The sequence below is a fragment of the Micromonospora sp. NBC_01740 genome, assembly GCF_035920365.1.
Taxonomy (GTDB): domain Bacteria; phylum Actinomycetota; class Actinomycetes; order Mycobacteriales; family Micromonosporaceae; genus Micromonospora; species Micromonospora reichwaldensis.
In genome coordinates this window covers 4,976,338-4,988,529 of the sequence record NZ_CP109150.1, presented here as the reverse complement: position 1 = coordinate 4,988,529, position 12,192 = coordinate 4,976,338, and the positions used below count along the sequence as shown (strand labels likewise).

Here is a 12,192-nt window from a genome sequence, read left to right as displayed (position 1 = left end):
CCCACGGGAAGGCCCCCGATGCCCTCATCGCTCTCCCACCTCAGGTCGGCCCTCGCCGCCGGCCTGCTCACCCTCGCCACCGCCGCCACCACCCTCACCCTGGCCCCCGCCCCCGCGCAGGCCGCCGCGCTGCCCAACGACTTCCGCAGCGTCGGCTACCTGCCGTCCTGGACCGGCGACGTCAACGCGGTGCAGTACGCCAAGCTGACCCACGTCAACTACGCGTTCGTGCTGCCCAACGGCGACGGCAGCCTCCGCCCGGTGGAGAACCCCGCCAAGCTCTCCCAGCTGGTGTCCCGCGGCCACGCCAGCAACGTCAAGGTGTCGATCGCGATCGGCGGCTGGAACAACGGCGACGACTCCGCCTTCGAGGCGCTCGCCGCCAACGCCGGCAGCCGCACGACGTTCGTCAACAACGTCGTCAACTTCGTCAACCAGTACAACCTCGACGGCGTCGACATGGACTGGGAGTACCCGGACCCGGGCGCCTCGGCCACCAACTACACGGCGCTGATGCAGCAGCTGGCCGGCGCCCTGCACAGCCGGGGCAAGCTGCTCACCGCCGCCGTCGTCTCCGAGGGCTGGTACGCCGAGGGCGTGCAGCCGGCCGTGTTCGGCCACGTGGACTGGCTCAACATCATGGCGTACGACGGCGGCAGCCCGCACGCCAACTACGACTGGTCGATCAACGCCGTCAACTACTGGAAGTCCCGGGGCCTGCCCGCCCGCAAGGCGGTACTCGGCGTGCCGTTCTACAGCCGACCCGGCTACCACACGTACGTCGCACTGGTCGCCATGGACCCGGCCAACGCCAACCGCGACTGCACCACGGTCGGCGGGACCCAGCAGTGCTACAACGGCATCCCAACGGTCAAGCGCAAGACCCTGTGGGCCATGGCCAACGCCGGCGGCATGATGAACTGGGAACTGAGCCAGGACACCACCGGGGCCACCTCCCTGGTCAGCGCCATCTACGACACCGCCACCGGCGGCACCACCCCGCCGCCCGTCGGGCGTACCGGCCCGATCACCGGCATCGGCGGCAAGTGCGTCGACGTGGCCGCCGCCGGCACCGCCAACGGCGCCGCCGTGCAGCTCTACGCGTGCAACGGCACCAACGCCCAGACCTGGACGGTGGGCACCGACGGCACCCTGCGCGCCCTCGGCAAGTGCGCCGACGTGACCAGCGCCTCCACCGCCAACGGCGCCAAGGTGCAGCTGTGGGACTGCAACGGCACCGGCGCGCAGGTCTGGCAGGCCCAGTCCAACGGCACGCTGCGCAACCCGGCGTCCAACAGGTGCCTCGACGCCACCGGCAACAGCTCCGCCGACGGCACCCGGCTGCAGATCTGGGACTGCTTCGGCGGCGCCAACCAGGTCTGGCGGCTGCCCGCCTGATCGGCACGGGCCCCGTCACCGCCTCGGCGGGGCGGGGCCCCACCCCGCCGGCACCGCCCGCCATCGGCTGGCCCTCGGCACCACCCGCACGTCGGCCCGGCCCCCGTGCGCCGCCGATCCGCAGCGACAGCCGCCATCTCCCCCTCGGCCCGGCCCGCGTCAGCCCGGTCGGTCCGCCGCGACCGGCAGCGCGGCGGCGAGCCGGCGGACCCGGTGCGCGTGGGTCAGCACGTCGACGTTGTCGACGTACTGGTCGACCGCGCCGAGGGGCGGACGCCCGCGCAGCACCGGGTCGGTGATGGCGGCCCGTAGCGCGCCGGCGATCCGACCGGCGTCCAGGACCAGGAACGGCCGCCGGTGGAAGGGCCGGGACCGGGCGCGCACCGGGGCCGCCAGGCCGGTGTCGTCGGTCCGGGCGGCGAGGTCCTCCAGCGCCCGGACCAGCCCGTCCTCCCGCCTGCGCCAGTCGCCCGGGCCCAGCGCGTCGGCCAGGGCCGCGACCAGGGGCGCCGCGTCGGGCAGCCGGGCGAACAACGTGCCCAGCCACTTGTCGTACGGGGGCCAGCGGCGGTGCAACAGCAGGCCGAGCCGCATCAGGTCCCGGGCCAGCCCGGCGGTGACCACCCGGCTGCCGAGCTCGTCGCCGGTCTCGGCGCAGCGGCCGGGCAGGTGCTCGGCCTGGGCGACGCGGGTCCACGCGGCGGCGAGCACGTGCCGCCACACGTCGTCCGGGTACCACGCCAGCGCCGCCCGGGCCCCGGTCAGCGCGCCGTCGAGACCGTCGTGGAACACCTCGCCGCCGGTCACCTCGGCCAGCCGCTGCGTCGGCGTGGCCAGCCAGTCCGCCGTGGTGACGCCGGCAGCGGGGTCGAAGCCCAGCCGCTCGCGCCACCAGCCGCCCGGCTCGTCGATCGTGACGCCGTGGCGGCTGCCCGCCCGGTCGGCGACCCCCAGCCGGCCCTCCCCGGTGAATCGGGTGGGCCAGCCGAGGAACTCCGCCGGCAGGTCGGCGTCCAGCGCCGCACGCAGGTGCGGGATCCGGGCCGCGTCGGCCGCGCCGACGAAGAGCTGCCCGCGCGGCCCCCAGTCGTGGTCGGTGGAGCGCGGGGTGTCCAGGCCGAGCAGCTCCGAGCCGCCGTCGAGCAGCCCGGCCGCGTACCGCAGGTCGGGGAAGCGTCGACGCAGGATCGGGGCGAGCACCTCGTCGTGGAACCGGCGGCCGAGCATCAGGCCCGCAACGAACGTCACACCGGCAAGTCTGCGCGCGGAGCGGCGGGCCCGCAGCCCGGTTCCGCCGCCGGCGGCCGTACGCGCCGATAGGCTGGGCGCGGACGGGTCGCCGACGGAGAGGACCGACCGCCGTGGCAGCGACGGACCGGGAGCGCGCCGCGACCCGACGCCGCCGGCTGCTCTGGGCGGGCATCCTCGCCGTCGCGGGCCTGGTGCTGCTGGCCGTCGGGGTGACCGTCGCCGACGGCACGGCGGCCTGGCTCGAGGTGTCGGTCGCGATCGTGCTGCTGCTCGCCAGCTACGGCCTGCAGTACGTGGCCCGCCGCGAGACGCTGTACCGCGACCACGAACGTCCCTGACCCGCCGCGCCGCGCCCCCTGATCGTCGGTGGGGTGTGCCAGGCTGTCGGGCGTGGCACAGCGACCCCCGATCCTGCTCATCGACGCGCCCAGTCTCTACTTCCGGGCCTACTTCGGCATTCCCGAGTCGGCGGCCCGGGCCGCCGACGGCAGCCCCGTCAACGCGGTGCGCGGCTTCCTCGACATGCTGGCGAGCCTGATCCGCACCCGCCGGCCCGACCGGATGGTCTGCGCGATGGACCACGACTGGCGGCCCGACTGGCGGGTGGCGCTGCTGCCGTCCTACAAGGCGCACCGGGTGGCCCCCGAGGGCGGCGAGGTGGTGCCCGACACGCTCAGCCCGCAGGTCCCGCTGATCCTGGAGGTGCTCGACGCCGTCGGGATCGCCCACGTCGGCGCGACCGGCTACGAGGCCGACGACGTGCTCGGCACCCTCTCGGTGACCCAGCCGGCGCCGGTCGAGGTGGTCTCCGGCGACCGGGACCTGTTCCAACTCGTCGACGACGCACGCCCCGTGCGGCTGCTCTACGTCGGGCGGGGCGTGGCCAAGCTGGACGACTGCGACGACGCCGCGGTGCGCGCCCGCTACGGGGTGCCGGCCGACCGCTACGCCGACTTCGCCGCCCTGCGGGGCGACCCCAGCGACGGGCTGCCCGGGGTGGCGGGTGTGGGCGAGAAGACGGCCGCCCGGCTCGTCGAGCGCTACGGCGACATCGCGGGCATCCTGGCCGCCCTGGACGAGCCCAACTCCGGCTTCGCCCCCGGGCTGCGCACGAAGCTCGCCGCCGCGCGTGACTACCTGGCCGTCGCGCCGCAGGTGGTCCGGGTCGCCCTCGACGTGCCGCTGCCCGAGCTGGCCACCGCGCTGCCGACCGCGCCGGCCGATCCCGACCGGCTGCTGGAGCTGGCCGGCGAGTGGAACCTCGCGGGCTCGGCACGCCGCCTGGTCGACGCCCTCGCGCAGCGCGCCTGACCCGCGCGGCCACCGGGGCAGGCCCGTGGCCCCGGTGCGGGCGCCGGAGCTGTCCCGGCACACCGTCTCGACGCCGGGTGCTCGCGCGGCCACGCCTGCAAGGTGTCGGCCCGACGGTCGGGCGACCCGTCGATGCGCTCACCCGTCATCGCGCGATCAGGGCGGTGGCGCAGCGCTGCCGGTGTCGCCAATCCGTCGGTCTCCGCACGGGGTGTGCCACGTAGCGTCGTAGCGACCGATCAGTTGCGTGGAAGGAGCCCTCATGACTGAGCTCGCCGCACCGCAGCTCGTGGTGAACAGCCGGATGATCTATTTCGGCTGGGTTCCGGCCGACCCCGACGCGGTTGCCGCGTTGGTGCCGCAGGGCCTCGAGCCGGCCCCGAACCGGCAGGTCTTCATGAACCAGTACGTCGTTGACGACGCCGTGCAGACCTCCGGCTTCGGCGCCTACTCGCTGACGTATCTCGGTCCGGACCTGTCCGGGGTCGACGCCCCGGACGGGGTGACCCCCGGCCGCTGGTGGACGCACTACGTCAACTCCAGCCCGGTGGTCCGCGACTACGCCGTCGCGCGGGGCGCCCCGGCGAGCGCCGGTACCACCACGATCGAGGTGAAGGGGCATCGGCTGGTCGCCACCACCGAGGCGGACGGCGTACCGGTGATCCGCACGACGGCCCGGGTCGGACGCACCGGTGACGCCGTGAACCGTGGACAGCTCCGCTACCTGACCCGGCTCGACGGCAGGCTGCTGAGCGGGAACTACCCCTTCGTCGCGGAACCGGTCGATCCCTTCGAGATCGAGTCGGTGGAGTTCCTGGCACCCGACCACCCGGTCCACGCCCTGCGTCCCGCCGAGCCGCTCGAAATCGTGTGGGGCTTCTATTCACCGCGCTCGTCCTTCGCCTACCCCGGCGGTGAGTCGGCGCTCGACTGAGCGGGGGCATCCTCGATCACAGCCCCAAAGCCAAGATCCTCACCGCCGCGCACCGCGGCCAGTGGCGCGACGCCCCGGAAACCTCCCGGTCCGTCCCTGAGCCAACAGGCTCCGCTACCGGCGGCGGGGCAGGGCGAGCCTCGATAGCCTGGTGGAATCCCCTGCGGCGGCTCGGGTACGGGCTGCACGGCGGCGAAGACGACGGGCGGAGGAAGCATGCCGGGAGACGGGCCAGCTCCGGACGGCATCGGCCCGGACAGCGAGCGACGGAGCCGGCGCTACCTGGCGGCGGTGCTGTTGGGCGCGGCCGGGGGGATCGACTTCCTCACCGGGCTCGCCATCGTTCCGCTCGAGCCGTACGTCGACATCGCCAGCGCGGAGATGTTCCACCTCGACATCACCAGCTGGGGCTGGGTCCGACTGGTCGGCGGGGTGGCGACCGCCGTGGCCGGGCTGGCGGTGCTCGTCGACCGGCGCGCCACCACCGTCGCGGCGATCGTCACCGCAACGGTGGGCATCGGGCTCGGCATCCTGCTGCTGCCGTACCGTCCGCTGGCGGTCTGGATGACGGCGGCGCTCGCCGCCGTGGCCCTCTGGTTGCTCGCCGGGCAGCTGCGCGCGGCGAGCCGGACCCCCGCTTCGCGGGTCTGAACTGGTTGTCAGTCTGGTTGCCGCAGCGGACGGCAGTAGAGTGCCGTCGAGAAGGCCGGCGTGCCGGACGGCACGGTGGGTTCCCAGACCGGGTTGATGCGCAGCGCCAGGTTGGGTGCGTGCCAGGCCGCACCCAGCCGCTCCAGGAGGCCGTACTCCCGGCGCCGGACGTTGACATCCTCGCCGGCGAGAAAGTCGATCAACTGGTCCTCGATGACCGGGCGACCGATGAGCCCCCCGTGGAAGGACGGTGCCTCGACCGTCGGGATGCGGATGTACGGGTCCGGTGGCGCCTCGGACGCGGTGACCGTCGGCAGGAAGGCGATCGCCCGGACCCCCGGGACGGGACACATCATGTGCAGGCGGAAAAAGGGCCCGTCTTCGTCCATCAGTGAACGGATGAACGGCTCGTCCGGCGTGGTGGCGGCTGTCCTGCCGACCTGCGTGACAGCGAACATCCCCCGCAGCAGCCAGCCGGCGGCCAGACCCCAGCCGGTGCTGACGTCCGGGGGTGGGTAGTACGCGCGTCCGGCGCGGACCAGCGGGCTGAACATCGCCAGTGCCTGCACCCGCGGGTCCGGCCGATCGCCGAGGTAGCGCCGGGCCACCATCGCCCCCTCACTTCGGCCGACCAGGGCGATGGGCCTGCCGGTCCGCCGATGCAGCGCGTCCACCTGCGCGGCGAGCAGTTCCGCGCTGGAGTCCAGCGACCGGTGGGTGTCATACCGCCGGTACGGCAGCGGGCGGCCACCCGCGTCCAGGCCAGCGTATGAGAACCACTCGGCCGCCGGGTCCCCCAACGGGCGGCCGTCGTACGCGGATTCGTGCCCGGCCAGCAGGATCACCGCGTAGCGCACCCTCGCGGGCAGCGGCCGGTCGAAGACGGGCGGGACGAAGGTGCTCCGTTCGTGGCGGGGCGAGGTGATCACCTGCGACACCAGCGGAGTGGCCAGCGCGAGCACCACAGCGATCGGCACCACCGGCACCCGCCGCCACCGTACCCGCGGCTGCAGCACGGCCGCCCGCACCGTCCGGTTCCACAGCAGGCCGTTGGCCGCGCCCGCGCCCGCGGCGACGAGCGGCGTCATCAACGCGGGAACCTGCCACACCGCGCCACCGGCCACCGAGATCACCACGAAGTCGAGCAGCGACCAGCCGACGAGCTCGGCCGAAGGCAGTCCCCGCCACAGGCCCCGGCCCACGGCCATCCGCTGCAGGAAGGGGGCGAGGATGATCATGGGGCCCAGCGAGGCGAACAGGAACCAGGACAGCGACACCACCGACGCGGCGACCGCATACGCAGCGAACGGTAGGACGAGGACCGCCGTGAACGCCGCGACTTCGAGGTTGCGCCGCGCCAACGCCCGGAACGGCGGCCGCCGTACGCCTGCCGGCCAGGCCAGGCCGACCAGGGCCGCGGAGTAGAGCCCTCGCAGCACGATCGCGCCCAGCAAGAGGAGCCCGAACATCAACCAGGAGTTGTGGTAGACCAGCAGCCAGCGCATGTCGTGGTACGAGTCGTACGGCCATACCGCAGAGCTCTGTGGTATCAGACCCTGCGCATTGCGGAACGGTATCCAGACAAGGATGACGGCCGCGACCAGGGGCATCGCCGCAGCGAGCCCGAGCAGCGCCAGTAGCCGGCGGGTGGGTCGCACGAGTCCTCCTTCGACACGCGGGCCTCTGCGCCGACTCTCCCTGGTACCGGCTGGCCGCTAAGCCGTATGCCCGAAAATCAACCGCTCCCACGACCTCGATCCGGCCGACACCACCTCGTGGTCGGCGGCGGTGCGCTCATCGTGGTGGCAGCCCGCGCCATCGACCAGCAAGCGCCGCCCGCCGTGCCGCGGCACGGCGGGCGGCGTCGACCCGCTGGACGGGTCAGCGCGGCGGGTTGCCCCGGCGGGACGGAAACGGGGTGCCCGGCTGGCCGAGTGTGGACCGGGCCCGCAGCCCCACCGGGTCCGGCGCCGGCGGCGGCGACGCCTCGGCCGGCTCCTGGCCCCGCAGGTCGTCGAAGTACGCGGTGGCGGCCCGGTCCTCGGCGGTAGGGGCGGCCAGCAGCGCGTAGACCAGCCCGACCACGCCGAACACCACCGCGAGGATGATCGGCACGAGCAGGGTGCTGACGCCGGCGCCGGACACCTCGCCCTGCCCGGCGTGCCGATGCACCGACATGGCGCTCATCCCGGTGAAGTGCATGCCGTTGACGGCGACACCCATCAGCAGCGCCGAGCCGACGATCGCCAGCCCCCGGCGGACGGTCATCGCGAGCCAGAGCGCCACCGTGGCCGCGACCACCGCGATCACGACCGACAGCACGACCCGGGTGGTGTCGTAGTCGATCCGGCCGTTGAGCCGCATGGCCGCCATGCCGGTGTAGTGCATCGCGGCGACCCCCGCGCCCGTGAACAGGCCCCCGGCGAGCAGCCGCACGGCGGAGAACCGCCCGGTGCCCACGATGGCCAGGCCGATGCCGACCGCGATCACCGCGATCATCGCGCTGGCCACGGTGATGGGCACGTCGTACCGGATCCGGGTGCCCTCGACGGCGAAGCCGAGCATCGCCATGAAGTGCATGGTCCAGATGGCGGTGCCACCGATGGCCCAGGCCGCCAGGGTTCCCCACCAGGCACGCTGGCCCGCGCTGCCCGCCGTGCGGATCCGGCCCGCGCAGATCAGCCCCAGGGCCGAGCCCAGCACCGACAGCACGTAGCTGAGCGCGGGGGTGATCCACCCGTACTCGAAGTGATTGATCTCCGCCACGGCGGCCTTCTCCCAGATCGTTCCACCGACGCGCGATCCCGCGCCGCAGCAATGATCAGGGATGCCGTGACCAGGCACGACGGCACCCCCCGGACAATTCGGGGGGTGCCGTCGCGGTGACTAAGCGATGCGTCGATTTCGATATCTGGTGACGGACAGTGACGGTCAGGCGGGGGCGTGGTAGGCCAGCACACCCCGGTTCACGGCGCCGATCGCCTGCCGGGCGGTGGACCTGAGCTCCGCCGGGGCGCCGCCGGAGTCGGCGAGCTGGCCGAGCAGGTCGACCACCTGCCGCGCCCAGCGGACGAAGTCGCCGGCCGGCATCTCGCCGTCGATCTCGTGGCCGCTGCCGAGGACCTTCGCGAGCGCCTCGCCCCGCGCCCAGCGGTAGACCGGCCAGGCGAAGCCGAGGTCGGGCTCCCGGGTGACGGTGAGGCCCCGGGCCGCCTCGTCGGCCTCGATCTCGCTCCACAGCTTGAGCGTCTCGTCGACCGCCTCGGCCACGGGGCCGCGCGGCAGCGACGCCCGCTCGTCGACGTCGCGGCGCGCCTCGAAGACCACCACGGAGACCGCCGCCGCCAGTTCGGCCGGGGAGAGCCCGTCCCACACCCCGCGCCGCAGGCACTCGGCGACCAGCAGGTCCGCCTCGGTCCAGATCCGGCCGAGCATCCGGCCGGCGTCGGTCACCGCGCCGTCGGGCGCCAGGTAGCCCCGGGCGGTGAGCAGCGCCACGATCCGGTCGAACGTGCGCGCCAGCGAGCCGGTCCGGCCGGCCACCCGCTGCCGCAGCTCCTCGGTGTCGTTCTCCAGGCGGCGGCGCCGCTCCGCCCAGCGGGCGTGCTCCTCGCGGTCGGGGCAGGCGTGGCAGGGATGCCGGCGCAGCTCGGTGCGGAGCTGGCTGAGCCGGTGGTCCTCGCCGACGGCCTGCCGGGACCGGCCGCCGCGGCGGCCGCCGTGCCGGTCCAGCCCGGTGCCGCTGACCTCGGCGGCCAGATCGCGCCGGGCCGCCGGGGACCGGTGGTTGAAGTGCTTCGGCACCCGGATCCGCGCCAGCACCTCGGCCGGGGTGGTGAAGTCCCCCGGGCTGACCCGGCCCGCCCAGCGGTCCTGGGTCAGCACCAGCGGCCGGGGCTCGCCGAAGCCGCCGGTGGCCGGGTCGAGCACGACGGCCAGGCCGGCCCGCCGGCCCGACGGCACCCGGATCACGTCGCCGATCCGCAGCCGCTCCAGCGAGGCCACCGCGGCGGCCTTGCGCTGGCTCTGCCCCTGCCGGGCGATGGCCCGCTCCCGCTCGCCGATCGCCACCCGCAGCGCGAAGTACTCGTCGAAGTCGCCGTGGTGGCAGGCCGCCTCCGCGCCGTACGCCTCGATGGTCTCGGTGTTGCGCTGCACCTGCCGGGCCAGGCCGACCACCGAGCGGTCCGCCTGGAACTGGGCGAACGAGGACTCCAGCAGCGCGCGGGCCGGCTCGGCGCCGACCGTGCCGACCAGGTTGACCGCCATGTTGTACGACGGCCGGAAGCTGGACCGCAGCGGGTAGGTGCGGGTGGAGGCCAGACCGGCCACGTGCCGGGGATCGGTCTCCGGGGACCAGACGACGACGGCGTGCCCCTCGACGTCGATGCCGCGCCGGCCGGCGCGGCCCGTGAGCTGGGTGTACTCCCCCGGCGTCAGGTCGACGTGCGCCTCGCCGTTGTATTTCACCAGGCGTTCCAGCACGACGCAGCGGGCCGGCATGTTGATGCCCAGGGCGAGCGTCTCAGTGGCGAAGACCGCCTTGACCAGGCCCCGGACGAAGAGCTCCTCGACGACCTCCTTGAACACCGGCAGCATGCCGGCGTGGTGGGCGGCCAGGCCGCGTTCGAGGCCGTCGAGCCACTCCCAGTAGCCGAGGACGGTCAGGTCCTCGCCGGGGATGGCGGTGACCCGCGACTCGACGACGCGGCGGATCTCGGCCCGCTCCTCGGGGGAGGTGAGCCGCAGGCCCGCGGCGAGGCACTGCTGCACGGCGGCGGCGCAGCCGGCGCGGCTGAAGATGAACAGGATCGCCGGCAGCAGCCCCTCCCGGTCGAGCCGGTCGACGATGTCGGGGCGCATCGGGCCGCGCCAGCGGGGCCCGCGCCGGCCGCCGCCGGGACCGGCGCTGCGCCCCTCGCCGAGCTCGAGGCGGCGCATGGTGTCGCGGGTGTAGCGCAGCAGCTCGGGGTGCACGTCGTGCTTGCGGGCGGCGTCGGCGTCATGGAACAGGTCGAACATCCGCTTGCCGACCAGCATGTGCTGCCACAGCGGCACCGGGCGGTGCTCGCTGACTACCACGGCCGTCTCGCCGCGCACGGTGACCAGCCAGTCGGCGAACTCCTCGGCGTTGGACACGGTGGCCGACAGGGAGACCAGGGTGACCGAGGCGGGCAGGTGGATGATCACCTCTTCCCACACCCCGCCACGGAACCGGTCGGCGAGGTAGTGCACCTCGTCCATCACCACGTAGGCCAGGCCGTCGAGGGTGGCCGAGCCGGCGTAGAGCATGTTGCGCAGCACCTCGGTGGTCATCACCACCACCGGGGCGTCGCCGTTGATGGCGTTGTCGCCGGTGAGCAGCCCGACCTGCTCGGCGCCGTAGCGGTCGACCAGGTCGTGGTACTTCTGGTTCGACAGCGCCTTGATCGGGGTGGTGTAGAAGCACTTGCGCCGGCGGGGCGGGGCGGCCCCGTCGCCGGCCGGGGGCGCCGGCGTGCCGCGCAGGGCCAGGTGTACGGCGAACTCGCCGACCACCGTCTTGCCGGCGCCGGTCGGGGCGCAGACCAGGACGCCGCTGCCCCGTTCCAGCGCCTGGCACGCCTCCCGCTGGAAGTCGTCGAGGTCGAACCCCAGATCGAGGGCGAACTCGTCAAGTGCCGGGAACTGTGAGGCCTGCGCGGCCCGGCGGCGCGCCGCTGCGTACCGCTCGGCGGGGCTCGACATGCCTCCAAGATTAATGCGTGCCGCCGACAGCCACCGGACAAGGCCGACCGGCAGGGGGGTCGGAGGCGGTCGGTAGGGTGCACGACGTGCCGGATCATGCCGAACCGCCCCACGCCTCGCGCGGCGCCGACGACGCCGTCCGCCCGGGTCCGTCCCGCCGGCCGGTGGAGGCGGTCCTGCTCGACTTCCACGGCACCCTGGCCCAGGTGGAGGAGCCCCGGGACTGGGTGCTCGCGGCCGCCGCCGCCTGCGGGGTGACCCTGGAGCGGATGCGGGCCACCGCGCTGGCCGACCGGCTGCTGACCGCCGGCCGGGCGGGCGGGCCGCTGCCCACCCGGGTGCCGCCCCGGCTGGCCGAGCTCTGGGCCGACCGGGACCTCTACCCGTACGCCCACCGCGGCGCCTACACGGGGCTGGCCGAGACCGTGGACGCGGGCATCGAGGGCTTCGCGGAGGCGCTCTACGAGCGGGTGCTGGTGCCCGAGGGCTGGGTGCCCTACCCGGACACCGCGGCGACGCTGGACGCGCTGCGGGCCGGGGGCGTCCGGGTGGCCGTCGTCAGCAACATCGGCTTCGACATCCGGCCGCACTTCGAGGCCTGGGGGCTGGCCGGGCTGGTCGACGCGTTCGTCCTCTCGTACGAGGTGGGACGCTGCAAGCCGGACCCGGGGATCTTCCTGCGCGCCTGCGGGATGCTCGGCGTCGATCCGGAGCGGACGCTGATGGTGGGCGACACCCCGGCCGACGCGGGGGCGGTCGCGGCCGGGTGTGCGGTGCTGGTGCTGCCGGCCGCCGAGGCGGGTCGGGCCAACGGGCTGGGCGCCGTGCTGGACCTGGCCGGCGTCGAGCAACAGCGCTAACGGCATGCCGACAGCGCCGTTAACACCTGGCGCTAACGCGAAGGCGTTATCGTCGCTGCC

Annotated in this window: 10 protein-coding genes; 6 read left to right on the top strand and 4 right to left on the bottom strand. The window is 74.1% G+C overall.

The genetic code is table 11. The features are described from left to right. Positions 1-18 precede the first annotated feature (18 nt). Positions 19-1,398: a glycosyl hydrolase family 18 protein gene (locus tag OG989_RS22100; RefSeq protein WP_327028293.1), complete on the top strand. Its 1,380-nt coding sequence runs from the start codon at positions 19-21 to the stop codon at positions 1,396-1,398. 159 nt (positions 1,399-1,557) lie between these two features. Here the strand turns inward: OG989_RS22100 and OG989_RS22095 are convergent, their stop codons facing one another. Then, on the bottom strand, positions 1,558-2,646 hold the full coding sequence (locus OG989_RS22095; protein WP_327028292.1) for a DUF4037 domain-containing protein: 1,089 nt from the start codon (positions 2,644-2,646) through the stop codon (positions 1,558-1,560). A gap of 113 nt (positions 2,647-2,759) precedes the next feature. Between OG989_RS22095 and OG989_RS22090 the strand changes: the two genes are divergently transcribed. The 4 genes from OG989_RS22090 to OG989_RS22075 all read left to right on the top strand — a co-directional run bounded on the left by OG989_RS22090 (position 2,760) and on the right by OG989_RS22075 (position 5,545). Next, a complete protein-coding gene (locus OG989_RS22090) occupies positions 2,760-2,987 on the top strand; it encodes a hypothetical protein (RefSeq protein ID WP_327028291.1) in 228 nt (75 codons plus the stop codon). A gap of 52 nt (positions 2,988-3,039) precedes the next feature. Beyond that, positions 3,040-3,960: a 5'-3' exonuclease gene (locus OG989_RS22085; RefSeq protein WP_327028290.1), complete on the top strand. Its 921-nt coding sequence runs from the start codon at positions 3,040-3,042 to the stop codon at positions 3,958-3,960. 262 nt (positions 3,961-4,222) lie between these two features. Beyond that, on the top strand, positions 4,223-4,894 hold the full coding sequence (locus OG989_RS22080) for a hypothetical protein (protein ID WP_327028289.1): 672 nt from the start codon (positions 4,223-4,225) through the stop codon (positions 4,892-4,894). A 216-nt stretch (positions 4,895-5,110) separates the two neighbouring features. Further along, positions 5,111-5,545, top strand: a complete 435-nt coding sequence (locus OG989_RS22075; RefSeq protein WP_151456254.1) for a DUF7144 family membrane protein — start codon at positions 5,111-5,113, stop codon at positions 5,543-5,545. Between the two features lie 8 nt (positions 5,546-5,553). On the opposite strand, the gene OG989_RS22070 is transcribed toward OG989_RS22075, so the two are convergent. The 3 genes from OG989_RS22070 to OG989_RS22060 form a co-directional block, all read right to left on the bottom strand. Further along, positions 5,554-7,203 carry an esterase/lipase family protein gene (locus OG989_RS22070; protein ID WP_327028288.1) on the bottom strand — a complete coding sequence of 550 codons (1,650 nt, stop codon included), beginning with the start codon at positions 7,201-7,203 and terminating at the stop codon, positions 5,554-5,556. A 223-nt stretch (positions 7,204-7,426) separates the two neighbouring features. Then, positions 7,427-8,311, bottom strand: coding sequence for an MHYT domain-containing protein (locus OG989_RS22065; protein ID WP_327028287.1), 885 nt, complete (start codon positions 8,309-8,311; stop codon positions 7,427-7,429). Between the two features lie 165 nt (positions 8,312-8,476). Then, a complete protein-coding gene (locus OG989_RS22060; protein WP_151456252.1) occupies positions 8,477-11,272 on the bottom strand; it encodes a DEAD/DEAH box helicase in 2,796 nt (931 codons plus the stop codon). A gap of 86 nt (positions 11,273-11,358) precedes the next feature. Here OG989_RS22060 and OG989_RS22055 point away from each other — a divergent pair, with 86 nt between their 5' ends. After that, a complete protein-coding gene (locus tag OG989_RS22055; RefSeq protein ID WP_151456251.1) occupies positions 11,359-12,132 on the top strand; it encodes an HAD family hydrolase in 774 nt (257 codons plus the stop codon). Positions 12,133-12,192 lie beyond the last annotated feature (60 nt).

What these genes read in the sequence shown, in the direction of transcription:
- OG989_RS22100 (WP_327028293.1), top strand. Translation starts at nt 19, where the DNA reads ATGCCCTCATCGCTCTCCCACCTCAGGTCGGCCCTCGCCGCCGGCCTG.
- OG989_RS22080 (WP_327028289.1), top strand. Translation starts at nt 4,223, where the DNA reads ATGACTGAGCTCGCCGCACCGCAGCTCGTGGTGAACAGCCGGATGATC.
- OG989_RS22075 (WP_151456254.1), top strand. Translation starts at nt 5,111, where the DNA reads ATGCCGGGAGACGGGCCAGCTCCGGACGGCATCGGCCCGGACAGCGAG.
- OG989_RS22060 (WP_151456252.1), bottom strand. Translation starts at nt 11,272, where the DNA reads ATGTCGAGCCCCGCCGAGCGGTACGCAGCGGCGCGCCGCCGGGCCGCG.